Genomic DNA, 25,364 nt, shown 5'->3' on the forward strand with positions numbered 1-25,364 from the left:
CATTGCGGGACGTACCGGCCATCTCGAATGCCTCTCCATCCCCCCCACCCCGCTCATGCTGAGTAGAGACCGAGTAGCGCGCCAGCGCGTATCGAGGGCTCGTATCGAAGCAGGGCCCCTATCGAAGCAGCTCGTCGGCCCTCCCCCAACGAAAAAAGGCCCCGCGTCGCCGCGAGGCCCCTTTCGATACTTCAGCGCAAAGGTCCGTTGCGCGGCCCGCCCTCAGGCGGCCTCGTCGACCTCGTCATACTGCTCGACCGGGCCCGAATCCTGGCCCTTCGCCGAAACATCGCGGTCGACGAACTCGATGATCGCCATCGGCGACGCGTCGGAGGCGCGGATGCCGGCCTTGATGATGCGGGTATAGCCGCCGTTGCGGCCCGAATAGCGATCGGCCAGCACGTCGAACAACTTGACCAGCTGCGCATCGTCGAGCAGGCGGGCGTGCGCCAGGCGGCGGTTGGAAAGGCCGCCCTTCTTCGCGAGCGTCACCAGCTTCTCGACATAGGGGCGAAGCTCCTTCGCCTTGGCGGTGGTGGTGGTGATCTGCTCATGCTTGATGAGGGCCGCCGCCATGTTGCGGAACAGCGCCGCGCGGTGGCTGGAGGTGCGCTGCAGCTTGCGGCCGCCTACACGATGACGCATGTCTTCTTCCTTCGTTCGTCGGGACGCCGTTTCAGGTACGTCCCGCCAGGCGGTGCGAACGGGCCACCGCCCAAAGCCCAACAGAAAAGGCGGCAAGCCAAAGGCCCCCGCCGTTCGCCGCCGCTACAAGCGCAAACCGCCGCCCGAGTCAAGCCGGGCGTTGGCGGCGGGAAGCAACGCTTGCTTTGCCGCGCCGCGCGGAACTGCTAAGGGCAAGCCATGCCCCAGGACAGAAAGACCGCCGCGCGCGAATTCCGCCGGGTGATGATGCTGGTCGCCGTCATCGCCGTGCTGACGGTGATCGGCGCGCTATGGGCGCTGTCGCTCATCGGCCCGCTTACCGTGCACATGGTCGCGGCGACGATCCTCGGCGTGTTCCTCTCGGTGATGCTCGGCTGCGGCCTGTTCGCCGCCGCCTTCTTCAGCGACAAGAGCGGCCACGATCAGGACGTGACCGACGCGACGCGAAAGCGCGATTGATCCGTCCGCGGCTGCGGCAAGGCCCCCTCTCAACTGCGCCTAGGGGCGTTGCCCCAAGGCTCCGTATCTCTCCCCTAAAGGGGAGAGAGGGGGCGCAAAACTCTCTCCCCTTTAGGGGAGAGATACGAAGACTTGCGAGCTTGCTCGCTAGGCGAAGTTGAGAGGGGCACGAAGTTGAGAGGGGGTCCCCCCCGAATCACCGCCTCCCCAGCCGTCACCGCACCAGGTCGAACCGGTCGGCGTTCATCACCTTGGTCCACGCCGCGACGAAATCGTCCGCGAACTTCCTGCCCGCGTCCTCCGCCGCATAGACCTCCGACAGCGCGCGGAGCTGCGAGTTGGAGCCGAAGGCGAGATCGGTGCGCGTCGCCGTCCACTTCTCCTCGTCGGTCTTGCGGCAGGTGCCGACGAACACCTCGTCGCCGCGGTCGTCCACCTCCTTCCACGCCGTGCCCATGTCGAGCAGGTTGACGAAGAAGTCGTTGGTCAGCGTCCCCGGCCGGTCGGTCAGCGCGCCATGCTTCGACCCGCCATGGTTGGCGCCCAGCACGCGCAGGCCGCCCACCAGCACGGTCATCTCGGGGGCGCTCAGGCCCAGCAGCTGCGAACGGTCGACCAGCAGCTCCTCGGTCGGCACGTTGAACGCGACCTGCAGATAGTTGCGGAAGCCGTCGACCTTGGGCTCGAGCACGTCGAAGCTGTCGGCGTCGGTCTGTTCCGCGGTGGCGTCCGTCCGTCCGGGCGTGAACGGCACGTCGATGTCGTGCCCGGCGTCCCTGGCCGCCTTGGCCACGCCCACCGCGCCGCCCAGCACGATCAGGTCGGCGATGCTCACCTTCTTGCCGCCCGACGCCGCGCCGTCGAAATCGGCCTTGATGCCCTCATAGGCCTTCAGCACGCGGGCGAGCTCGTCGGGCTGGTTGACCTCCCAGTCCTTCTGCGGCGCCAGGCGGATGCGCGCGCCGTTGGCGCCGCCGCGCTTGTCCGATCCGCGGAAGGTGGAGGCGGAGGCCCAGGCCGTCCGCACCAGCTCGCCGACGCTCAGCCCTGAATCGAGGATGCGCTTCTTCAGGTCGGCGACGTCGCCCGCGTCCACCAGCGGGTGGTCGACCGCCGGGACCGGGTCCTGCCAGATCAGGTCCTCCGCCGGCACGTCGGGGCCCAGATAGCGCACCTTCGGGCCCATGTCGCGATGGGTCAGCTTGAACCAGGCGCGCGCGAAGGCGTCGGCGAACTGATCGGGATTGTCGCGGAAGCGCTCGGATATCTTGCGATATTCCGGGTCCATTTTGAACGCCATGTCGGCGGTGGTCATCATCGTCGGCAGCCGCTTGTCGGGGCTGTGCGCTCCGGGCGCCATGTCCTCGGGCTTCTGGTCGACCGGCTGCCACTGCTGCGCGCCCGCGGGGCTGCGCACCAGCTCGTACTCATAATCGAGCAGCATGTGGAAAAAGCTCATGTCCCATTTGGTCGGCGTCGGCGTCCATGCCCCTTCCAGACCGCTGGTGATGGTGTGATCGCCCACCCCGCTCTCATGCCCGCTCTGCCAGCCAAGGCCCTGCTGCGCGATGTCCGCACCCTCGGGCTCGGCCCCTACCTTGGACGCGTCGCCCGCGCCGTGGCACTTGCCGAAGGTGTGCCCGCCCGCGGTCAGCGCGACGGTCTCCTCGTCGTTCATCGCCATCCGCGCAAAGGTCTCGCGGATGTCGCGGGCCGACTGGAGCGGGTCGGGATTGCCGCCCGGCCCTTCCGGGTTGACGTAGATCAGCCCCATCTGGATCGCCGCGAGCGGGCTTTCGAGCACCATCTCGCGCTCGGGCTGGATGCGGGTCTGGTTCTCGGGATGGCCGACCCATTGCTCCTCGGTGCCCCAATAGACGTCGCGCTCTGGCTCGAAGATGTCCTCGCGCCCGCCGCCGAAGCCGAACACCGGTCCGCCCATCGATTCGATCGCGACGTTGCCGGCCAGGATCATCAGGTCCGCCCAGCTCAGCTTGCGGCCGTACTTCGCCTTGACCGGCCACAGCAGGCGGCGCGCCTTGTCGAGATTGGCGTTGTCCGGCCAGCTGTTGAGCGGGGCGAAGCGCTGGTTGCCCGAGGAACCGCCGCCGCGCCCGTCGGCGGTGCGATAGGTGCCCGCCGAATGCCACGCCATGCGGATGAAGAACGGCCCGTAATGCCCGTAATCGGCCGGCCACCAGGGCTGGCTGTCGGTCATCAGCGCGTGGAGGTCGCGCTTGACCGCTTCATAGTCGAGCGACTTGAACGCCTTGGCATAATCGAAATCGTCGCCCATCGGATTGCCCGACAGCCCGTGCTGGTGGAGGATCTCCAGCGACAGCTGGTTGGGCCACCAGTCGCGGTTGGTCCGCCCCAACAGCGACCGGAGCGCGGCCGGCTCCTTCATCGGGCAGTTCAGCGGGTCGCCTGTCCTTGCGTCCATCGTCTCAGGTCCTCTTCCTCGGGAATATGTTCCCGCAGGTTAGGCCAGAGACACGCCGACGGAAACGACTTGTCTTCGTCAGTGAGTGCTGGAAAATCGATCAGACGAAGCCGTCAATAGCCCGATTTGTCGAACACGTGCCCGTCGGGATCGAGGTCGCGCAGGTCGCGCCCGCGCGTCTCCTTGCCGTAGCGCCATACCAGCAGCAGCGACAGCACCGTCGGCGCCGCGATCATCCAGGCGGTGGCGCCCAGCGTCGGGATGATCGCGAGGATGCTCAGCGCCTGCGCGAACACCCCGCCCAGCTTGCTGCACGCCGCGATCCACCCGGTCGCGCGCCCGCGGATGCGCAGGGGGAAGCTCTCGGCGGCATAGGGCAGCAGCATCGCGATGATGCCGTTGCTGCCGATGATCAGCAGCGCGACGGGCAACACCGGGCTGCCGCCGATCGTGCTCGCCAGCCACAGCACGCCGGCCAGCCCCGCGAGCGTCACCGCGATCGATGCGATCAGCGAATATTTGGTGCTCCACGCGCTGTAGATCCACGCGACGAGGAACACCGTCGGCAGCGCGATCAGCGCCGACGCGGCGAGCAGCCCGCTCGACACCTCCATGCTGTACCCGCGCGCGACCAGCTCGACCGGTAACCACAGCAGCAACCCGAAATTGACCAACCCCCAACACACCGCAACCAAGCTCAGCGCGACCAGCTTGCCGGTGAAGGCGCGGCCCGAAAGCGGCGGCGCCTTGCCGCGCGCCGCCGCGGCGACCTCGCCCGCCGCGACCTTCTTCACCTTCGATCCGAACACCGCCATCACCCGGCGCGCTTCCTCGGTCCGCCCGCGCGCCATCAGGAACTTGGCCGATTCGGGGATCAGCCCGCCCAGCACCACCAGCAGCAGCCCGCTCGGCAGGTTGGCCAGCCACAGGATGCGCCAGCTGAAGATCGGCTCCAGCCAGGCGGCGATCAGGCTCGCCGCGGCATAGCCGCCGACCGCGCCCAGCCCGCCGACCAGCACCAGGCTCCACCCCCGATGCCGGCTCGGCATCATCTCGGCGAGCAGCGCATAGGTGACGGGCAGCATCCCGCCCGCCGCCGCGCCCATCATGAAGCACATGCCGATGTTCCAGGCGAGCGAGGGCATCGCCCCGCAGATCGAGGTGCCGACGAACATCACCGCGGACAAGAGGATCGAAGCCTTGCGCCCATAGATGTCGGCGACCACGCCCCAGACGAACGATCCGACCACGGTGCCCACCAGCGCGAAGAACGGCACCAGCGACACCGTCTCGCGCGGCACGCCGTACTCACCCACCATGCCGGGTATGGTGAAGCCCAGGCTCGCCGGCTTCATGATGTCGATGACGAGCGCGACCACCAGCACCAGCATCAGCCGCCAATGCGCCCAGGAAAGCGGCGCGTCCTCGGGCGCCGCGACCACCAGCTCGCCGGACGCCGCCATCTGCTTCGACAGGTTCTTGGGCAAGAGGCCGTAGGCGGCGACGCCCACCCCGCCGATGATCATCCACATGCCCGCGATCATGCCCGGATCCATCGGCATCCCGGCCATGCGGAAGCCCATCGATCGGCCCATCCAGAACATCGGCAGGTGCAGCACCACCCCGATCGTCACCGCGATCACCCCGATCACGAATGCCCATAGCCGGCGGTCGGCGAATGCGATGGTCGTTGCGTTCAAATGAGCTGCCCCCGAAGCGAAGCCGCCTCATTCACACATGAGGCTGAGCAGAGCAACGCGATTGCAAAGGGTGTGAAGGCCCTTGAATAGGAGAAGGGGCGGCCCGCATGCGCGGCCCGCCCCTTTTTCGATTTCCACTGAACGGAGGGCAAATTGCGAGTCGGTCCACATTGTGGCTCGCAGATCCTCCCTCGCGCAGCGGGGGAGGGGGACCGTCCGAAGGACGGTGGAGGGGGCGACGCGGCAAAGCCGCGTCGTCGGCCGGCGCCTCTCGGCCCCGCCGGCCGTGGTGATCGCCGAGGCGGCGAATAGCTTGCGCTATTCGCCTGCGATCACCCCATAATCTCCTGCTCAAGCTTCTTGGCCATTTCCTCGATATTTTCAGGCGGCCAGCCGGGGATTTCCATGCCCAGCCGAAGCCCCATCGAAGACAGCACTTCCTTGATCTCGTTCAAGGACTTGCGGCCGAAGTTCGGGGTGCGCAGCATCTCCGCCTCGGTCTTCTGCACCAGATCGCCGATATAGATGATGTTGTCGTTCTTCAGGCAGTTGGACGACCGTACCGACAGCTCCAGCTCGTCGACCTTCTTCAGGAGGTAGCGGTTGATCTGCTGGGTGTCGCCCGCGGCTTCCGCCTGCTGGGCGGGGGCCGCGACGCCCGCGGTGCGCGGGGCCGCCTGGAAGCTCGCATCGTCGAAATGGACGAACAGCGACAGCTGGTCCTGCAGGATGCGGCCGGCATAGGCGATCGCGTCCTCCGGCGTCACCGTGCCGTCGGTCTCCACCGTCAGCGTCAGCTTGTCATAGTCGAGCTCCTGCCCGACGCGGGTGTTCTCGACCTTGTAGCTGACCTGGCGCACCGGGCTGTAGAGCGCGTCGACCGGGATCAGGCCGATCGGCGCGTCGGCCGGGCGGTTGGCGGTGGAGGGCACGTATCCCTTCCCGATATCGGCGGTCAGCTCCATGTTGAGCGTCGCGCCGTCGTCCAGGTGGCAGATCACCAGCTCGGGGTTCATCACCTCGATATCGCCCGAGACCGCGATGTCGCCGGCCTTCACCTCGGCCGGGCCGGTGGCGCTGAGCTGGAGGCGCTTCGGCCCCTCGCCCTGCATGCGGATGGCGAGCTGCTTCACGTTGAGCACGATGTCGGTCACATCCTCGCGAACGCCCGCCAGCGACGAAAACTCGTGCAGCACATTCTCGATCTTGATCGAGGTCACGGCGGCGCCCTGGAGCGACGACAGGAGCACACGCCGCAGCGCGTTGCCCAGCGTCAGGCCGAAGCCACGCTCCAGCGGTTCGGCGACGAAGGTCGCCTTGCGCTTGCCATCGCCACCGGACTTCTTCTCGAGACCGGTGGGCTTCTTCAGTTCCTGCCAGTTCTTGACATTGACAGACACGGGCTTCCCCTATGTTGTGGGCGGGAGCGGGGCCCTGCTCCGGCCAGTGAGGGAGCGCGCGGCGATCCGATAGGTTGCCGCGCGGATTCGAAAAATCAGACGCGGCGGCGCTTGGACGGGCGAACGCCGTTGTGCGGGATCGAGGTCACGTCGCGGATCGAGGTGATCTGGAAACCGACCGCCTGCAGCGCGCGCAGCGCCGATTCGCGGCCCGAACCCGGACCCTTGACCTCGACCTCGAGCGTGCGCACGCCATGCTCGGCCGCCTTCTTGCCGGCATCCTCGGCGGCGACCTGGGCGGCATAGGGCGTCGACTTGCGGCTGCCCTTGAAGCCCATCATGCCGGCCGAAGACCAGCTGATCGCATTGCCCTGCGCGTCGGTGATGGTGATCATGGTGTTGTTGAAGCTGGCGTTCACATGCGCCACGCCGGCGGTGATGTTCTTGCGCTCGCGACGGCGAATGCGCTGGGGTTCGCGTGCCATTGGTTCATTCCTGACCTGATATTTTCGTTACGGCAAGGACGGGGCAGTCAGCCTCATGCCTGCCTCCGGCGGAGAAGAAGTCAAAATCGGTCCCCCGGACCGATTTTACTTCTTCTTGCCGGCGATCGGCTTGGCCTTGCCCTTGCGGGTGCGCGCGTTGGTGTGCGTGCGCTGGCCGCGGACCGGCAGACCCTTGCGATGGCGCAGCCCGCGATAGCAGGCGAGATCCATCAGCCGCTTGATGTTGACCGAGGTCTGACGGCGAAGATCACCCTCCACCGTGTGGTCGGCGTCGATCGTCTCGCGGATCTGCAGCACCTCCTGATCGGTCAGGTCCTGCACGCGGGTCGCCGGCTGGATGCCAAGCTTCTCGGTGATCTCCACCGCCTTGGTGCGGCCGATTCCGTGGATGTAGGTCAGCGCGATCACCACGCGCTTGTTGGTCGGGATGTTGACACCCGCAATACGTGCCATAACTCTAGATTCTCCTAGCTCCACAGGCGCGCCTGGCAGCGGCCTATCTCATCGCGTTGGCTCCGAAAACGCAACGATCCCGACGAGCGCACGAGGACGCCGCCGGGGGACCGGTGTTTCGGAATGGCGGTGAGATACGATCGCGCGGGCGCTGAGTCAAGCCGATCAGGCGAGGATCGCCTCGCCGCGCGCCTTGGCGTAATCCTGCGTGCCATGCGTGATCACGCGGTCGTCCGGAAGGATCGCGCCGATCGGGATGTCGCCCTGCCCCCCGATCCGCGCATAGAGCGGGGCGAAGTCGGTCTCCACCGTCACCCGCAGCAGCTCGTCGAAGCTCGGCACGACGAAATAATTCTGCTGATAATCGTCGATCCGATACTCGGTGCGCATCACGCGCTCGAGATCGAAGCCGATCCGGTTGGGGCTGGGATCGTCCAGCGCGAAGATGCTCTCCCCCTTCGAGGAGACGATGCCCGATCCGTAGATGCGCAGGGCCCCCTGCTCCTCGACCAGCCCGAACTCGACCGTATACCAGTAGAGCCGCGCGAGGTTCTTGAGCGCGCCCAGCTCCAGCGCGCGCAGCCCGCCGCGGCCATAGGCCGCCATGTAATCGGCGAACACCGGATCGGCGAGCATCGGCACATGGCCGAACACGTCGTGGAAGATGTCGGGTTCCTGGAGATAGTCGAGCTGGTCGCGACGCCGGATGAAATTGCCGGCGACGAAGCGCCTGTTGGCCATATGATCGAAGAACACGTCGTCGGGCACCAGCCCCGGCACCGCGACTACCTTCCAGCCCGTCGCCGCCGTCAGCCGTTCGTTGAGCTCGTCGAAATTGGGAATGCCCCCGCGTGAAAGCTCAAGCGTCTCCAGCCCCTTGAGGAACGCCCTGGAAGCGCGTCCCGGCAGCATCTCGGTCTGGCGCGCATAAAGGATGTCCCACGTCCCGTGGTCCTCGTCGGTGTAGCGCTCCCAGTCCTGCGGTATCGTCCAGTCGGCGCCCGCTCCTTCCGGCGGGTGCGCCAGGACATGCGTGTCATTTGCCATGGATGCCGTGTAGCATGGCCGGGGCAAGGTATGAAATGATACGGTATCTGCGCAGGTTGGGGATCGCGCTGGGCGTGCTGCTCGCGATTCCGCTCGCCTATCTGATGGCCGGGCAGATCGGCGGGATGATCCCGTCGAACGGCGATTGGGTGCAGGCGAAGCGCGGCGTCGTGGTGTTCGTCGAGACCAACGGCATCCATACCGGCATCGTCGTGCCGGTATCCGCCGCCGGGATCGACTGGCGCGACCTGGTCAGGGCCGAACACCTGACCGATCCGCGCTATGCCGGCACGCATCTCGCCTTCGGCTGGGGTGAGCGGCAATTCTATCTGAACACGCCGACATGGGCCGATCTCAGCCTGTCCACCGCCGCGCGGTCGGCGCTCGGCAGCGATGAGACCCTGGTCCATGTCGATCACCTCACCCCGCCGGTCCCGGGCGAGCATATCCGCGCGCTGGTGCTGTCCGAAGCGGAATATCGCCGTCTCGCCGGCTTTATCCGTGCAAGCTTCCGGCTCGATCCGGCGGGCCGGTCGCGACCGGTGCGGGGCTATGGCCCGGCCGACGCCTTCTACGAAGGCCGCGGCCATTATGACGCGTTCAAGACCTGCAACGCCTGGGTCGGCGACGCGCTGCGCCACGCGGGCGTGCGGGTGGGCGTCTGGACGCCCTTCCCCTGGAGCGTGATGTCCTGGTTCGGGGAAGGCTGATTGTTCTTCGACATCGACGCGCGAATATGCTCAAGCGCGGAGGCTAAGAAGAGGGGTTCAATCGACCATGACCAGCCGCACCGGCGTCTATCCCGGCACCTTCGATCCGATCACGCTCGGCCATATGGACATCATCCGGCGCGGCGCGAAGCTCGTCGACCGACTGGTCATCGGCGTCACCACCAACCCCTCCAAATCCCCCATGTTCTCCACCGAAGAGCGCATGGCGATGGTCAAGCGCGAGGTCGCCTCGATCGGCGGCGAGATCGATGTCGTCAGCTTCGATTCGCTGCTGATGGACTTCGCCGAGGCGCAGGGCGCGAAGGTGATCGTCCGGGGTCTGCGCGCGGTCGCCGACTTCGAATACGAATATCAGATGGCCGGCATGAACCAGCAGATCAATCCGCGTGTCGAGACGGTGTTCCTGATGGCGGACGTCTCGCTGCAGCCGATCGCCAGCCGGCTGGTCAAGGAAATCGCGCTCTATGGCGGGCCGATCGACCGCTTCGTCACCCCGGCGGTGGCGGTCGAAGTCGCCGCGCGGGTGGACAAGCTGGGGCGGAAAGGGAGTTGATCCGTCCTTCGATACGCCGCTTCGAAGGGCCATTCAGTTGCGCGTCAGCCACTTGATGCTCTAGACCGCCCGCAATCCCCCCTCCACCCGAGGATCGATCCGTTCATGCGTCCGTTCGCCCGTATCGCCGTCATCGCTGCACTGATGTGCGCGGCTCCCTCCTTCGCGCAGACCCAGCCCGGCGCGCCGCCGGCCGAAGAGGCGCCCACCCAAGGCCCGGTCGCGGCTGAAACGCCGGTCGATTCGCCCAGCGTCGACACCTCGACCGTGCTGGCGGCGACGGTGACGCCGCCAGCCATCGCCGCGGACAAGGCCAACACCTGGCTGCTCGACCTGTCGAGCGGCGGCCGCGTCGCGATCCAGCTTCGTCCGGACTTCGCGCCGGGCCATGTCGCGCGCATCCAGGAGCTCACCCGGCAGAAATTCTATGACGGGCTGACCTTCCACCGTGTGATCGAAGGCTTCATGGCGCAGGGCGGCGATCCCCAGGGCACCGGCCAGGGCGGATCGCAGCTTCCGGACCTCAAGGCCGAGTTCAACCGCCTGCCCCACCTGCGCGGCACCGTGGCGATGGCGCGCGCGGAATCGGAAGACTCGGCCAACAGCCAGTTCTACATCGTGCTGATGCCGACCTTGAAGCTCGACAAGAAATACACCGTTTTCGGGCGCGTGACCGACGGCATGCAATATGTCGACGCGATCGAGCGCGGCGAGCCGCCGGCCAACCCGACGCGCATCGTCCATGCATATCTCGCGGCGGACAACCCTCCGCCCTACGCCAACGCGCCCGCACCGGTCGCGGCGCCCGCGCCGAGCATCATCGATCCGGCTCCCGCCGCCTCGCCTGGGGCGACGCCGGCGAAGGAGTGAGCCTCTATCCCCCTCCCTTTCAAGGGAGGGGCTAGGGGTGGGTGAAGCGGCGGACGGGGCTCAATGCCCCGTTCGGCGCTCCGGTCCTCCAAGTGAAGAATTTTACAGGCGCGCAGACGCGCGCACCCACCCCAGCCTCTCCCTTGAAAGGGAGGGGAGTAGGTTGCGCCCTTGGACGTCGCCCTCTTCGATTTCGACTTGCCGCCCGATCGGATCGCGCTGCGCCCGGCATCGCCGCGCGATTCCGCCCGCCTGTTGCTGCTCGACGCGGATCGCACCGAAGACCGCGCCGTTACCGACCTTCCCGCCCTGCTCCGCGCGGGCGACATATTGGTGTTCAACGATACCCGCGTGATCCCGGCGCAGCTGGAGGGCATGCGCGGCGCCGCGAAGATCGGCGCGACGCTGCACAAGCGCGAAGGGCCTCGCCGCTGGCGCGCCTTCATCCGCAACGCCAAGCGGTTGCAAGAGGGCGATGCGATCGATTTCGGACACGGCGTCGCCGCCACCGCCTTCGACCGCGCCGAGGACGGCAGCTTCGCGCTCGATTTCCATGGTGACGAGCCCGTCGAGCTGCTGCTCGAACGCGCCGGCACGATGCCGCTGCCGCCGTACATCGCCGGCAAGCGCGCGACCGACGAGCGCGACCGGTCGGACTATCAGACGATGTTCGCGGACCAGCCCGGCGCGGTCGCCGCCCCCACCGCCGCGCTGCACTTCACGCCGACGCTGATGGCGGCGCTGGAGGCGGCAGGCATCGCCCACACCACCCTCACCCTCCATGTCGGCGCAGGCACCTTCCTGCCGGTCAAGGCGCAAGACACCGACGATCACAAGATGCACGCCGAATGGGGCCGTATCGACGCCGTGACAGCCGACCGGCTCAATGCCGTCCGTGCGGGCGGCGGCCGCATCGTCGCCGTCGGCACCACCAGCCTGCGCCTGATCGAGAGCGCGTGCGGCCAGGACGGCGTCATCCGCCCGTTCGAAGGCGACACGGCGATCTTCATTACCCCCGGCTACCGCTTCAGGGGCATCGACGGGCTGCTGACCAATTTCCACCTGCCGAAATCGACGCTGTTCATGCTGGTGTCGGCGCTGATGGGGCTGGAGCGGATGCGGGCGGCCTATGCCCATGCCATCCGCGAAGGATACCGCTTCTACAGCTATGGCGACGCCTCGCTGTTGCTGCCCGAAGGTTAACGCCCGCGCCATCCGTCCCACCCCGGCACAGCGCCAAATCTGCTGGGGATTCGTCCGTCAAACAGGCGTATGCGCCCCATATGCTCGCGCGCGCCCTTCGTGATTCTCCGCTGCTGGCCGGCGCGTTCGCGTTGGTCGCGCTGAGCGGGATCGGCATGTCGGCCAAGGCGGCGCTGACCGCTTTCGCCTATGGCACCGGCGATGCCCGCGCGATCACCCTGCCCGCGACCGGGCTGGAGGGCGACGATCGCTTCCCGGGCGCGGCGCTGGCCTATGCCGAGACGCCCGATCTGCCGCGCGCGGCGGCGGCGACGGGCTATTACGATATTCCGGCGAGCCTCGCCGCGACCGCGCCAGCCGATTTCACCACGCCCGCCGATCTCGGCGTCCTCCCCGCCCCGTCGATGGCGTTCCGCGGCCGCAGTGGCGTCGATTCGATGCGCGCTGCGCAGTGCCTCGCCACGGCAATCTACTACGAGGCCGCCAGCGAGAGCGAGGACGGGCAGCGCGCGGTGGCGCAGGTGGTGCTCAACCGCGTGCGCCATCCGGCCTTCCCGAACAGCGTTTGCGGCGTCGTCTTCCAGGGACATGAGCGCGCGACCGGCTGCCAGTTCAGCTTCACCTGTGACGGCGCAATGGCGCGGGCGCCATCCGTCACCGGCTATGCCCGCGCGCTCCGCATCGCGCACGAGGCGTTGGCAGGACGCGTCTATGCGCCGGTCGGCAACGCGACGCACTACCACACTTTCCGGGTGTGGCCGGTCTGGGGCAAGAGCCTGGTGATGACCGCCGCGGTCGGCGCGCACTTCTTCCACCGGTGGAAGGGCTATTGGGGCACGCCCCAGGCGTTCCGCGCCGGCTATGCGGGGGTTGAGCCCGCCGTGCCCGCCTGGACGACGCGCGCCCCGCAACCTGCGACGTTGCCCACGCCCGCCCTAGCCCAGGCGGCGACGGCGGTTCCGCCGCCGATCCGGCCACCCGACGCCACGCGCATCCAACCCGAGCACGCCCAGAGCGGCGATCCGATCGTCACCGCGGACGCGGAGTCGCAGATCCTCGATAAGTGGAAGGATTCGGGCAAGCCGCTTCGCTGACACATGAAAAACGGCCCCGCCGCTTTCGCGATGGGGCCGTTCTCCGGATCATGCGTCACTCAGGTGAGCGAGGCTGTTAGCGCCAGGCGGTCTGGCGGTCATGCTTCTGGTTGTAGACGCGCTGCGCCAGCCGATCGAAGCGGCGGTCGAGATCGCGGCGCTCAGCGAGCGTCAGGCCGCGGCCCGAGCGACGATACTGCTGCTCCAGCCGGTTGAGATCGCGGAACTGGATGCGCAGCCGCTGCGCCTCGTTGCGGTTGAGCGTGCCGCGGCGAACGCCTTGGTCGATACGCCGGTCGATATTGGCCTGGCGCTGGTTGATCGACTGCCAGCCCTGCTGCCAGGGCGCGGGCGCCGGAGCGGCGGCGGCGGGAACGGCCGCGACCGCGGTCGCGATGCCGGCGAGAACGATTGCGAGCTTGTTCATGTGCGTACTCCTCAAACCCGACCCCTCTCTGGGTCGAATGGAGATATGCGCCGGGCCTGTCGCAGCTTCGTGCCGCCGGATGCGCCAAAGTGTCGCAGATGGTCGCAGAACGGGATGCGCCGTTCAGCATAGCATATGCTTGCTTATTCCTATCAATATACTAGGAATATGTCGAGCATGGAGTACATCCTCTTGTCTGACAAAAATCTCCTGGCCAACCAGTTGATCGAGGGCCTTTACGTCGCCCTGCTGCATAGAGGCGTGCTGTCGGTTGAAGACATAACCGATGCCGGCGAGACGCTTGTCCACACCGCCGACACCGACGAGGAAGAGATCATCGCGGAAATGACGCTCGCGGAGATGCTGAACATCCTGGAGCGGGCGGCGCGTTGACGGCCAAAGGCCATGCAATGGATATCTGGCACGCGTACTGTGAGGGATGTGCCAAGGCGGAATCCGCGCAACAAGGAATCCGCGCAACAGGGATGCCCGAAGACGGGCGGCCCTAGCGTTCTCGCCGCTCGCGACGCGCTTCCACCCGTGCGGTGCGTTGGACAGCGCGCGTCTGGCGCTGCGCCTGCTGCTGCTGGCGCTGTACCTGACGCTGCTCACGCGCGGTCCTCTGTAGGCGTTCGGCGGCGCGCTGGCGCTGCGCTTGCCGACGTTGCTCGCGCTCGGCGGTACGGCGGCTTTCGGCCTGCTGACGCTGGCGGCTGGCCTCTTGCCGCGCCCGGTTCTGCGCGCGCTCGCGCTGCGCCTGCCGGCGTTCGGCGCGCTGACGGGTTTCGGCCCGGCTCCGCTCGGCCTGAACCCGTTGGCGACGCTCGGCTTGACGCTGCTGACGCTGCGCCGATTGCCGCTGACGCTCGGCGCGCTGCTCGCGCTGGCGCGTCGCCGCCTGCTGCCGCTCGCGCCGCTCGGCCCGCTCGCGGGTCTGCGCCTGGCGCGCCTGCTGCCGTTCGGCACGCTGGCGCTGACGATCGGCCTGCGCCTGACGCTGCGCCTGATTGCGCTGGCGTTCGACGCGCTGCTGCTGGCGCTGCTCGGACCGCTGCCGACGCTCCGCCTGTTGGCGCTGCTGCGCGCGCTGCGCCTGGCGTTGCTGGCGTTCGGCCTGGCGGTCACGCTGGGCGAGCCGCTGCTGGCGCTGCGCCTGACGCTGCTCGCGCCGGGCGATATGCTGCTGGCGATCCACCCGCCGATCGCGCTCGGCGCGCTGCTGCTGCCGTTCGATCTGGCGTTCGCGGCGATCACGCTGCGCGATCTGCCGTTGCCTGTCCGCGCGCCGCTCCGCCCGCTGGCGCTGCGCCTCGCGGCGTTGCTCGGCGCGCTGGCGTTCCACCCGCGCGCGCTGACGGATCAGGCGGTTCTCGCGGATATCGTTGCGCGCGGCGATCTGCTCCAGCCGCGGACGGCGGCCTTCGAAGCCGCGGTCGCGCCACACGTCGAAGCGACGCGCCTCCGCCCGGCGCAGCTGGCGCTCGTCACGCCAGTAATCGCGCTGGCGATCGGCGACGCGGCGGTGATAACGCTGCCATCGCTCCTCGCGCGCGCGCTGGCGCTCCCAGCGGCGGCGCTGCTCGAAGAGGTCGTCGCGCCGCTCCGCCCAGCGCGAGGCGAGCACCGCCCGCCGCTCGGCCCGGCGCGACGCGCGATAGAGCCGCTCGGCGCGGGCATAATAGCGCGAGGCATGGTCGCGTCGCGGCGCCCAGCCGCTGACCGGCACCAGCCGCCCGTAATTGTCGTAGACCGCCACCAGCCGGCCGTCGTCATAGCCGTAGCTGTACCACGGATCGCGCACCAGATAGGGCGCGGCCGACCCGGCCGAGTAGTAATAGCTGCGGTATCCGCCGTCGATCGGCTCGGCGAAATAGAGCGAATCGTCATAGGCCTGCCAGGCCCAAGGATCGCTGTCGTCGTAATAATAACCATAATCGGGCGGCGCATCGCCGAAGGCGGTGGCCATCGACAGCGCCTGCTCGATGAAGCCGTAGGAGGCGCCGCTATCGTCATAATAGCCTTGGGCGGGCGCGCCGTAGGCGATCGGCTCGGCGCGCGGCAGTTCGTCCGCGGTCGGCGCATAGCGGACGGGCGTCGGTGCCCCACCGGCCTGCGCGTCGGAGAGGAGCGGCAGCGTGTCGGGCAGCGCGGGCAGCTGCGCGAAAGAGGGTTGGCCGTCCTTCCCGACAGCAGTGGTCTCGGCGTCATAGGGTCCGGCGGGGACCGGCTTGCACGCGCCGGCGGCCAGCGCCAGCGCGACCGCCGCGGCGCTGGCGAGCGGCAGTCGGAAACGGGTGACGGGCGACATAAGGCCCACTCCTGGCTGTTTCTATCAGCCCGGAACCTTGCACGGCGCTACTGAACCCGCCGTGGCCGCGCCGTTCATCGCAGGTATTGAGTAGATCCCCTCGACAAAGCGACCCGCGACGGCCCGACCGGGGCCATCGCGGGTCTTTGTCGTCCGGCCGAGGGGCTCACGAGCCGGACGGTCGGGTTCCTGATCTTATGGGGAGGGATCAGAACCCGAACTGGAAGGACACGCGCGCGGCGAGCGCGACATGGTCCTGTTGTTCCTCGGCGCTCACCTCGCCGCCCAGGATATAGGTCGAATCGCCGCCGAGCAGGCGCAGCCGCCCGGTGAAACCGCTGGTCCGCTCCTCGGGCACCAGGATGAACGGATCGCCGTCGGCGAAGCGCGCTGTGGTCGCGCCCAGCTCGCCCCCGACGATCTCGCGCCGGCCGCCTTCGGCCTCCAGCCGGAAGAAGCCGCCGCCCGGTTCGGTTCCGCCGAAATCATAGCCCACCGTCAGGGCGGCAGACACCGCCGCCTCGTCGCTGGTGCGCTCGTCAACGGTCAGGTTGAACGCGTCGCCGCCGCCGGTTTCGGTGTAGCCGTCTTCCTTCAGCCGGTAATAATCGAACGCCACCGCCGGGCGCAGCGACAGCCGCTTGCCCGCGCGCAGCTCATAGGAGAGGCCGCCGCCCGCCGACATCAGCGTGCCGTTCCACGCGCCGTTGGCCTGACGCGTCACTGCGTCGCCGCCCAGGCTGGCGACGAAGTTGCGCTGCTCGTCGAAATCGATCCGGGCATAGGAGCCGCGAACCCAGGCGTTGGCGCCGCCGAACGACCCGCGCCAGTGCACCGCGCCTTCATATTGGCCGGTCTTCACCGTGTTGTCGTTGTCGCCATGATCGTCGTTGCCCGCCAGATAGGCGATCGACGCGCCCAGCTTGCCGACGCCGCCCAGGTCGAGTTCGGCGCCGCCCGACGCGCCCCAGCCGTTGACGTCGTAGGAGGCGGTGTCGCCCAGGCTCTTGGAAGAGCCCCAGGCCACCTGCTGAACCCAGAAGCTCAAGCCTCCGCCGGCATCGGCGATCGGCATGCGCGGATCGGCCAGGATGCGCGTCACCGCGCGCGATCCGGCGGTGACCGTCTCGAACGCGCCGCCGGCATGGTCGGGCAGCATCTGCGAGAGCACCGCCTGCAGCGACTGGCTGTCGGCCACCGCCAGATAGATATCGGCGATCTGCTCGTCCGAATCGAGCGCGGCGAACACCGCGTCCCAGGCGCTCGCCTGCGATCGGTTGAGGCCGAGCTCGCCCGCATCCTTGCGGTCGACCGTCAGCGCGACGGTATTGGCGGTGTCGTCGGTGGTCAGATCGGCGTCGAAGATGAACGGCAGCACGGTTTCCGCCAGGCCGAGATTGCTCCCGCCGACCACATCGCCCGCGCGGATGATGGTGTAGGTGCCCTCCGCCCCGCTGACATTGGCGAAGTGGACGATCAGCCGCGAATCCTGCGCGAAGGTCGCCGCGCCGGCGACGTCGTACAGCGTGTTCGTCCCCGCTTCGGCGTCGATGCTGACGCCGATCGTGCCGCCGCTGCCGACCGAAAGCGAGCCCAGCGCGACCGCGCCGCCATTGGAAACGTCCAGCGTCCCGCTGCCGACATTCACCGCCAGCCCGCCGCCGCCGGTGATCGATCCGGCGAAACGCGCGGTGCCCGACAGGGTCAGGCTGTCCGCCCCGCCGCCGAAATCGGCGTTGCCGGCGAACACGGACGTTCCGCCTAGCGTCATCGTGTCGGCACTCGCGCCGAAGGCCGCATTGCCCGCCCAGACGGCGTCGCCGGTCATCGCCAGGCGGTTGGCCCCGGCGCCGAAGGTCGCATTGCCCCGCATGCTGCCATCGGCGATCTCGACCAGATCGGCGCCGCCGCCCAGCTTGATGTCGCCGACGATCGCGCCGGCCGACTTGCCTTCCGCGGCGACCGGCTGGCGGATGGTGACGCCGCCGGTCGACGCCGAAAGGTCGATGGCCACGCCCTTCCCCGCGGCTGCGCCGGTCGCTTCGATGATCCCGGCATTTTCGACCAGGGTGACGGTGCCCGCGCGATCGATGATGGCGATGCCGGTCGCCTCGCCCGATCCGCGCGCACGGATGCTGCCGGTGTTGCGGATGGTCTGGACGTTGGCGCCCGCATCGATCGCGATGCCGGTGGAGACGTCCGCCGCCTCTGCGCCGCCCTGCGCGACGACGTTGCCGCCGACCCGGATCTCCGCCACGTTGGCGCCCGCGCCCAGGCGGACCGCGGTCGCGTTGGCGGCGTTCGACGCCGCGCCGACATTGCCGTTCAGCGTCATGCCGCCGGCGATGGTCACGTCGCCGCCCTGGCCGCCGATGACGAGGCCGTTGCCCGCGACATCCTTGTACACGCCGTCGCCGGTGACCGTGCCGGCCATCACCAGCCCATGGCCGTTGGCGTTGCCCGCCACCGCGCCGATGGTGATGTCTTCCGCGCCGCCGATCTGCACCGCCGGCGCCGCGCCGAAGGAGTTGACCAGCGCCGATCCCTCGGTCGCGTCGGGCAGGCCGTCATCATCCTCGTCGGTGTCGTCGGCGTTCGAATCGGCCGGCGGCACGGCGAAGACGATCCCGCCCGCGACATTGCCGGTGATGCGCAGGGCGGGCCCGCCCTGCAGCAGGTCGTCAGCATCGAGCTTGCTGGTGTCAGACGGCGGCGTGGTGCTGCGATAGCCCGTCGCGCCGATATTGCCCTGGATCACCAGCTGTCCGCCGATGTCGCCGTCCATCGCCGCGCCGACGCTGTTCGCACCCTTCGCGCCGACCGCGCCCGCCAGGCGAACATTGCCCGAGATGTCCCCCGCCCGCACGCCGAACGAATTGTCGCCCGTCGCGATGATAGTGCCGCCGGTGGTCAGCTTGCCGGTCAGCGGCCCGTCGAGCGCGATGCCCGCAGAGTTGTTGCCCTCGATGGTGATCGTGCCGGTGCTCGAGACGTCCCCGGTGAACGCGCCGGCGGTGCGGATGCCGAAGCGGCCCGATCCTTGCGCGAAGGTGCCGTCGATATCGCCGTCGCTGTCGGTGTCGGTCGGCGTGTAATTCTCGTCGAGGGTGATCGTGCCGGTGTTGGTGATCGATCCGGTGCGCCCCGCCTGGGCGAGGATGCCGGTCGAGTTGTTCGCGCCCGTGATCTGGACGGTGCCGGCGTTGCTGACCGTGTTGTCGCTGTCGATGGTGACGGCGGTGCCCGTCGTCGGCTTGACCGAACCGGTGCTGGTGATCGTCAGATTCTGGCCGGCGGTGGTGACCGGCGTCGTCCGCGCATCGGTGATCTGGGTTTGCGCCATCGCGGGCGCGGCGAACAGCAGGGACGAGCTCAGACAGGTGGTGGCAAGCAGACGACGCATCGATCGAGACCCTCTTCATACGCGGGAGGGCGCGCGCGCTTCCTCCCCCCATGCGGCCATGACGGAACCGCTCGCGCGACGCCTTGGCATGCACGGCGACTTTTTTCCATCCTATCCGCGCACGTGCGGAGCGCGAACGAACGGCGCGTGATCGATCTTCCCGGACAAATTATCCAATTGGGTAAAATATAACGTTTGCAATGTAGGAAATCGAAGAGCAGTTCCTCTTTTGTTCCGATTCGCCTCTGCGAGTCGGCTGGCAAAAGGAGACGCCCGAATGCGCAGATTTCCCCTCATCTTGCCGGCGCTGATCGCCGCCGCTCCTGCGGCCGCGACCGAAGCCGTCACCTATAGCTATGACGCCAGAGGGCGGCTGATCGAGGTCGAACGCAGCGGCACGGTCAACGACGGCGTAACCACGAGCTACGCGTTCGACGACGCCGATAACCGTGTAACCAAGACGGTTACTGGATCGACCAACCCGCCCGAAACGCCCTGAGCGCCGGCGCCGAGCCCCACGCCCTGAAATCAACCGACATCCGGAGACCCATCATGACCGCATCCCCGATGCGGGCAGCGCTCGTCTGCGCGCTGCTCGCCACCTCCGCCCTTTCCGCGCCCGCTTTCGGGCAGACAGGTCCCGCACCCTATCTTAATGTCGACGGCAATGGTGTCGACCTGACCGACGGCTCATTCAAGTTCAGCCTGCTCGAAGGATCGATCGGCGCGGGACCAGGGGAAATGCAGCTGATCTCGTATGAGGACGGCCAAAGCAATTGGCCGTCCTTCTACATTACCCAGAACAAATCCGGCTCGACCTACACGATAGTGGTCCGACTGGGCGAGACCTTTGACAAGTTCGCTGGAACGGGAACCAGCCTGACCTCTTCCTATGCCACCGGCGCGACATTGTCGTTCTCGCCCGGCGGAACTTACGTTTACCGCTATCCTGACGGAACGGAGATCAAGTTCGCCAACTTGTTTTTGAGCGCCGGCCCCTCGAACATGTGCAGCACCTACACGCAAACCGACTGCCAGGTGCTGGCATCCTCGATCTCGCGCGGCGACGGGCTGACTATCGACTACACATGGACGATGAACCGCAATTGCGAGCCAATAAAAGGCGGCAACTGCACCTTCGCGCGGCGGCTGTCGAAAGTCGCGAACAATGCCGGCTACGCGATCGAGTTCAGCTTCGTCGGCAACAGCGTGCCGTATCGGACCAACCCGCCGCCCAACTGGTTCCAACGCGCCTCTGCAAGGTTCATCAATGCGAATGCCGGCACCGCGCCATGGCCGACCGTTACCTACGCCTATCCGTCCTCAACGGTCCGCATCGTGACGACGCCTGGCGGGAAAGTGTGGCGCATGACCAGCGGGTCGGGAGGGCTCGTCGGCATCAAGCGGCCGGGCGCGACCAGCGATACGACGACAATCAGCTACGGAGCGCACGGCGTCAGCTCGGTGACGCGAGACGGCGTGACGACAAGCTACGACCGCACCCTTTCGGGCAGCACCGCCACGATGGTGGTGACCGACGCCTTGTCGAACCAGACGACCATAGTCTCGGACATGACGAAATACCGCCCCATCGCGATCACCGATCCGTTGGGCGAGACGACCAGCTACACCTATGACGGCCTCGGGCGGCTGACCGAAGCGACCGCGCCGGAAGGCAACAAGATCCAGTACGCCTACGATGCTCGCGGCAACGTGACCACCGCCACGTTCAAGGCCAAGCCCGGCACGGGTGAGGCCGACATCGTGACGACGGCGGGGTTCGATGCCACCTGCGCCAATGTCCTCACCTGCAACAGCCCCAACTGGACCAAGGATGCGAAGGCCGCGCAGACCGATTACACCTATGATCCGGCGACAGGCCAACTGCTGGCGGTGACCTTGCCCGCGCCGACCACGGGCGCCACCCGGCCGCAGATCCGGTACGGCTACACGGCGGTCGCGGGTATTTCGATGCCGACGAGCGTGTCGCAGTGCCGGATCGGCGAGAGCTGCGCCGGCACCGCCGACGAGGTGAAGACGATGATCGGCTACAACACGAACGCCTTGCCCGCCAGCGTCAGCTCGGGTGCGGGCGACGGCAGCCTGACCGCGACCACGGCGCTGACCTACGATCCGATCGGCAATCTGCTGACGACCGACGGGCCGCTTGCGGGAACCGCCGACACCACGACACTGCGCTGGTCGCCCGATCGCGAGCAGGTCGGGGCGATCTCGCCCGATCCTGACGGCGGTGGCTTTCTGAAGCGTCGCGCCGTCCGGACGACCTACAATGGCGATGGCCAGGCGACGTTGGTCGAGACCGGGACGGTCGCCGGCACGACCGACATCGACTGGGCGACATTCGTGTCGCTCGAGCAGGCGAACGCGACCTATGACGCCGATGCCCGCCTGGTGAAGGACGCGCTCACCGCGAGCGGGGCGACCTGGCGGGTCCGCCAGTATGGCTACGACGCCCTGGGGCGTCTCGACTGCACCGCGCTCAGGATGAACGGCGCGGCGTGGGTGTCGCTGCCGTCGTCGGCCTGCACGCTCGGGGCGGCGGGCAGCGCCGGGCCGGATCGCATCGTCAAGACGAGCTATGATGAGCTGGGCCGGGTGTCGAAGGTACAGAGCGCGTTCGGCACCGCCGACCAATCCGATGATATGACCGCCGCCTACAGCGACAACGGGATGTTGCTTACGCTCACCGACGCGGAGGCCAACCGCACCACCTATGAATATGACGGCCACGACCGGCTGGCGAAGACGCGCATGCCGTTGCCGGCCCAGGGATCGAACGACAGCAGCGCGACCGATTACGAGCAACTGCTCCATGACGCGAGCGGCAACGTCACGACGCGGCGGCTGCGCGGCTATGACGGCGATCCGACGCAGGCGATCGGCTACACCTACGACGCGCTCGACCGCCTCACCGCGAAGGACCTGCCTGGGGGCGAGCCGGATGTCGCTTATACCTATGACCTGCTCGGCCGGCTGACCGGCGCAAGCCGACCGGCAACGCCCTCGCCTTCACCTATGACGCGCTCGGCCGCCCCCTCACCCAGGCGGGCCCGCTGGGGACGATGAGCTACCAGTACGACCTCGCCGGCCGGCGGACGCGGCTGACCTGGCCCGATGCGTTCCATGTCACCTATGATCATCTGGTGACCGGAGAGGTGACACACATCCGCGAGAACGGCGCGGCGAGCGGGATCGGCGTGCTCGCCACCTACGCCTATGACGACCGGGGCGGCCGTGTGAGCCTCACCCGCGGCAACGGGACGGTGACGAGCTACGCCCATGACGATGCGTCGCGGCTCTCCAGCCTAACCCAGGACCTGTCGGGCACGGTACATGACCTGACGCTCGCGTTCAGCTACAATCCGGCCTCGCAGATCGTCACCAGCACGCGCGGCAACGACCTCTATGCCTGGACCGGGCACGGCAACGTCACGCGGGGTTACACCGTCAACGGCTTGAACCAGCTGACGGCGGCGGGGAGCACCAGCCTCACCCACGACGCGCGCGGCAACATCAGCGGCATGGGCGCGGCGAGCTACGGCTACTCGAGCGAAAACATGCTGACCTCGGGGCCGGGAACCACCCTCACCTACGACCCGCTGCTCCGGCTCTACCAGATGTTGGGGACGGCGGCGGTGCGGTTCCAGTACGACGGACTGGCGATGATCGGCGAGTACGACGCGTCCGGCGCACTGACCAAGCGCTACGTCCACGGCCCCGGCACGGACGAGCCGCTGGTCGAATATGCCGGCAGCGGCACCGCCAGCCGCACCTGGCTCCACGCCGACGAGCGCGGCTCGATCATCGCCCGCAGCGATGCGAGCGGCGCAATCACCGCGATCAACGCCTACGACGAGTATGGCATCCCCGCCGCCACCAACACCGGCCGCCACCAGTATACCGGCCAGGCCTGGCTACCCGAGCTCGGCAAATACCACTACAAGGCCCGCATGTACGCCCCCACCCTCGGCCGGTTCATGCAGACCGACCCGATCGGCTACGCGGCGGGGATGAACCTCTACGCCTATGTCAAAGGCGATCCGGTCAACTTCACCGATCCGCTCGGGCTGCAAGCACTTCCAAGCAATCCGCCGCCCGTTGAACCGGGCATCGTGGTTATCGGACATCGACAGAATGGTGTCGCTCCAAGCGCAGTACAGGAGGTTTGCAGGAAGACACCGAAAGCCACCTTAGCGCCCGTATGGTGTGGTAGCGCCGGCACCACGCAAACCTTACCGCAAAATAATGCTCACCGGCCAGTGGACATTACGGAAACCGAAGATCGGACGAAGCGACTTATTACAAGATTTAATCAATTGAAGAAAGAGATACAGAGATGTCCCGGTGCTGCGGCATCCGCAGCCTGCAGGCCTTTGTGGGATGAATATGAGCAGATTTCCCGGAGTCCCGAAATTCAGCGTATTCGTGACAATAACTACGATAGATTTGCTGCGGCAATGACCTATTTGATAACAGGATCAGTTGCAGCCGCAAGTGGCCCTATTGCGTTAGCCGGCTGGGCGTTGGGTGCGACAGGGGAAGCTGTCACAGAGTGTTTTTTCAGTCAGTGCACGAGGTGATTTTATGAGAAGCTACGTTATTTTTGTCATTTTTGCTTATGCCATATCCTTTTTATCCCTCGGCTTTTCGATTTACAGTGTCCTATCTGGAAAATCTTCAGTTCCTTTTATCTATAATACATTTCATATATTAACTGCTTGCTTAGCGATATACAGCATGGGAAAGTTGAAAACATTGCCCAGTAGTTCAAGGATGAGCTTGAAGTCAATTTCCGATAAATCCGGGGATACGAAAATCTAGATAATGTCCAGAACGAGGAATGCCGGCACAACGAATTCCAAGAGCCCGGAAATTCCGCGGACATAGCGTAATTGAGGTAGGTTCATCCTCCTGCTGATACGAAGTTGGCTGTTTAGCCGCTTCGAGGAGGAGGATGGACCCGTGACGCCGTTTTACGACGGACTGGATGTTTCAGACAAGAGTACGAACCTTTGCGTTGCTGGCGAGATAGCCTGGCGCGGCGTGTGCGCAATCGATCCGCAGGTTGTGGCCGGCACACTCCAGAAGCGCTACGTCCACGGCCCCGGCACGGACGAGCCGCTGGTCGAATATGCCGGCAGCGGCACCGCCAGCCGCACCTGGCTCCACGCCGACGAGCGCGGCTCGATCATCGCCCGCAGCGACGGAACCGGCGCGGTGACCGCGATCAACGCCTACGACGAGTATGGCATCCCCGCCGCCACCAACACCGGCCGGTTCCAGTATACCGGCCAGGCGTGGCTACCCGAGCTCGGCAAATACCATTACAAGGCTCGCATCTACGATCCGAAGCTGGGCCGGTTCATGCAGACCGATCCCATCGGCTACGGCGCGGGGATGAACCTCTACGCCTATGTATCCGGCGATCCGATCAACTTTACCGATCCGCTGGGGCTGCAGTCCGAACCCGATCCGGTGGGCAACATCTGCGAGGTGTACGCGCCAAATGGCGATTGCCTAGTTACCGGCAAGCGCAAAAGCCCTAGGCCAATCTTCAACTTCGGCGGTTTGTTCGGAGGCGGTGGCTCGCCAATATCAAGCGGAGCGCTTGCTCCCGGCGGAAGTTTTGTTTTAGCCTCACCTCAAAATCAACTTACACCAGGAACACGAACGCCGCAGAATGCGCTTGCGGATCGATGCTTGGGAAGAACTACGCCGCTCGGTGGTGCGCAAGCTTACAAAGCTACGGTCGTTCTTGACACGGTGAAGGCAAAATATGCTCAGCACCAGTCATTATTTCGCGAAGGCGCATCTCGCCCGCAAAGCCACTGGGCGTTAGATTTTGGCCTTGGTGATCTGGAGATCGCTATCGCGAATGCCCGCTTTCATGGCGCTGCTCCGACTAGCCGTGGAGCAGTAAGGGTTACTTTCGATACTGGCAGGCGTGTTGGATATGATGCTCATAATGGTATGGCTTCAACCGCCTTCATCACGGTAATATTCACAGCACCGATTGGACGAGACCCCGAAACCGGACTTCCAATCCGAACCTTCCAAACCGCATACCCGGGATGCTAATC

The 25,364-nt window shown here is 66.6% G+C and carries 21 protein-coding genes; 11 read left to right on the plus strand and 10 right to left on the minus strand.

All coding sequences use genetic code 11. From position 1 onward, the window contains the following. Positions 1-222: 222 nt before the first annotated feature. Positions 223-645 (minus strand): 50S ribosomal protein L17, encoded by a 423-nt coding sequence (rplQ, locus tag D1610_RS06390; RefSeq protein ID WP_118863303.1) that lies wholly within the window; start codon positions 643-645, stop codon positions 223-225. A gap of 219 nt (positions 646-864) precedes the next feature. On the opposite strand from rplQ, the gene D1610_RS06395 reads away from it, so the two are divergent. Continuing rightward, positions 865-1,125: a hypothetical protein gene (locus tag D1610_RS06395; RefSeq protein WP_118863304.1), complete on the plus strand. Its 261-nt coding sequence runs from the start codon at positions 865-867 to the stop codon at positions 1,123-1,125. Between the two features lie 214 nt (positions 1,126-1,339). Here the strand turns inward: D1610_RS06395 and katG are convergent, their stop codons facing one another. The 6 genes from katG to phhA form a co-directional block, all read right to left on the minus strand. Next, positions 1,340-3,568 carry a catalase/peroxidase HPI gene (katG, locus tag D1610_RS06400; RefSeq protein WP_118863305.1) on the minus strand — a complete coding sequence of 743 codons (2,229 nt, stop codon included), beginning with the start codon at positions 3,566-3,568 and terminating at the stop codon, positions 1,340-1,342. A gap of 113 nt (positions 3,569-3,681) precedes the next feature. Next, positions 3,682-5,268, minus strand: a complete 1,587-nt coding sequence (locus D1610_RS06405) for an MFS transporter (protein WP_245942016.1) — start codon at positions 5,266-5,268, stop codon at positions 3,682-3,684. A gap of 332 nt (positions 5,269-5,600) precedes the next feature. Beyond that, positions 5,601-6,668: a DNA-directed RNA polymerase subunit alpha gene (locus D1610_RS06410; protein ID WP_118863306.1), complete on the minus strand. Its 1,068-nt coding sequence runs from the start codon at positions 6,666-6,668 to the stop codon at positions 5,601-5,603. A 95-nt stretch (positions 6,669-6,763) separates the two neighbouring features. Then, the gene (rpsK, locus tag D1610_RS06415) at positions 6,764-7,153 is read right to left on the minus strand and encodes a 30S ribosomal protein S11 (RefSeq protein WP_007405180.1); all 390 of its coding nucleotides are present in this window, start codon (positions 7,151-7,153) and stop codon (positions 6,764-6,766) included. A gap of 105 nt (positions 7,154-7,258) precedes the next feature. Further along, complete coding sequence (gene rpsM, locus D1610_RS06420; RefSeq protein WP_118863307.1) at positions 7,259-7,627, minus strand: 30S ribosomal protein S13; 369 nt, start codon at positions 7,625-7,627, stop codon at positions 7,259-7,261. Between the two features lie 165 nt (positions 7,628-7,792). After that, positions 7,793-8,674 (minus strand): phenylalanine 4-monooxygenase, encoded by an 882-nt coding sequence (phhA, locus tag D1610_RS06425; protein ID WP_118863308.1) that lies wholly within the window; start codon positions 8,672-8,674, stop codon positions 7,793-7,795. A 35-nt stretch (positions 8,675-8,709) separates the two neighbouring features. Between phhA and D1610_RS06430 the strand changes: the two genes are divergently transcribed. The 5 genes from D1610_RS06430 to D1610_RS06450 all read left to right on the plus strand — a co-directional run bounded on the left by D1610_RS06430 (position 8,710) and on the right by D1610_RS06450 (position 13,125). After that, positions 8,710-9,384, plus strand: a complete 675-nt coding sequence (locus tag D1610_RS06430) for a TIGR02117 family protein (protein ID WP_118863309.1) — start codon at positions 8,710-8,712, stop codon at positions 9,382-9,384. Positions 9,385-9,451: 67 nt separating this feature from the next. Continuing rightward, a complete protein-coding gene (coaD, locus tag D1610_RS06435) occupies positions 9,452-9,958 on the plus strand; it encodes a pantetheine-phosphate adenylyltransferase (protein WP_118863310.1) in 507 nt (168 codons plus the stop codon). Between the two features lie 105 nt (positions 9,959-10,063). Beyond that, positions 10,064-10,828 carry a peptidylprolyl isomerase gene (locus D1610_RS06440; protein WP_118863311.1) on the plus strand — a complete coding sequence of 255 codons (765 nt, stop codon included), beginning with the start codon at positions 10,064-10,066 and terminating at the stop codon, positions 10,826-10,828. A gap of 171 nt (positions 10,829-10,999) precedes the next feature. Continuing rightward, a complete protein-coding gene (queA, locus tag D1610_RS06445; RefSeq protein WP_118863312.1) occupies positions 11,000-12,031 on the plus strand; it encodes a tRNA preQ1(34) S-adenosylmethionine ribosyltransferase-isomerase QueA in 1,032 nt (343 codons plus the stop codon). Between the two features lie 80 nt (positions 12,032-12,111). Next, positions 12,112-13,125, plus strand: coding sequence for a cell wall hydrolase (locus D1610_RS06450; RefSeq protein ID WP_118863313.1), 1,014 nt, complete (start codon positions 12,112-12,114; stop codon positions 13,123-13,125). Positions 13,126-13,201: 76 nt separating this feature from the next. Here the strand turns inward: D1610_RS06450 and D1610_RS06455 are convergent, their stop codons facing one another. Continuing rightward, positions 13,202-13,552, minus strand: a complete 351-nt coding sequence (locus D1610_RS06455) for a hypothetical protein (RefSeq protein WP_118863314.1) — start codon at positions 13,550-13,552, stop codon at positions 13,202-13,204. Positions 13,553-13,729: 177 nt separating this feature from the next. On the opposite strand from D1610_RS06455, the gene D1610_RS06460 reads away from it, so the two are divergent. Continuing rightward, positions 13,730-13,945 (plus strand): hypothetical protein, encoded by a 216-nt coding sequence (locus D1610_RS06460; RefSeq protein ID WP_147414276.1) that lies wholly within the window; start codon positions 13,730-13,732, stop codon positions 13,943-13,945. Between the two features lie 112 nt (positions 13,946-14,057). Here the strand turns inward: D1610_RS06460 and D1610_RS06465 are convergent, their stop codons facing one another. Then, a complete protein-coding gene (locus tag D1610_RS06465) occupies positions 14,058-15,860 on the minus strand; it encodes a coiled-coil domain-containing protein (RefSeq protein WP_118863316.1) in 1,803 nt (600 codons plus the stop codon). A 208-nt stretch (positions 15,861-16,068) separates the two neighbouring features. Continuing rightward, on the minus strand, positions 16,069-19,263 hold the full coding sequence (locus tag D1610_RS06470) for an autotransporter outer membrane beta-barrel domain-containing protein (protein WP_118863317.1): 3,195 nt from the start codon (positions 19,261-19,263) through the stop codon (positions 16,069-16,071). Positions 19,264-19,540: 277 nt separating this feature from the next. Here D1610_RS06470 and D1610_RS06475 point away from each other — a divergent pair, with 277 nt between their 5' ends. The 4 genes from D1610_RS06475 to D1610_RS06490 all read left to right on the plus strand — a co-directional run bounded on the left by D1610_RS06475 (position 19,541) and on the right by D1610_RS06490 (position 25,362). Further along, on the plus strand, positions 19,541-19,762 hold the full coding sequence (locus D1610_RS06475; RefSeq protein ID WP_118863318.1) for a hypothetical protein: 222 nt from the start codon (positions 19,541-19,543) through the stop codon (positions 19,760-19,762). A 53-nt stretch (positions 19,763-19,815) separates the two neighbouring features. Beyond that, a complete protein-coding gene (locus tag D1610_RS06480; RefSeq protein ID WP_118863319.1) occupies positions 19,816-22,350 on the plus strand; it encodes an RHS repeat domain-containing protein in 2,535 nt (844 codons plus the stop codon). Further along, entirely contained in the window at positions 22,347-23,864 is a 1,518-nt protein-coding gene (locus D1610_RS06485; RefSeq protein WP_118863737.1) for an RHS repeat domain-containing protein, read from the plus strand. Before D1610_RS06480 ends, D1610_RS06485 begins: the two co-directional genes overlap by 4 nt. A gap of 382 nt (positions 23,865-24,246) precedes the next feature. After that, complete coding sequence (locus D1610_RS06490; protein WP_245942017.1) at positions 24,247-25,362, plus strand: RHS repeat-associated core domain-containing protein; 1,116 nt, start codon at positions 24,247-24,249, stop codon at positions 25,360-25,362. Positions 25,363-25,364 lie beyond the last annotated feature (2 nt).

Source organism: Sphingomonas gilva, from assembly GCF_003515075.1.
Taxonomy (GTDB): domain Bacteria; phylum Pseudomonadota; class Alphaproteobacteria; order Sphingomonadales; family Sphingomonadaceae; genus Sphingomonas; species Sphingomonas gilva.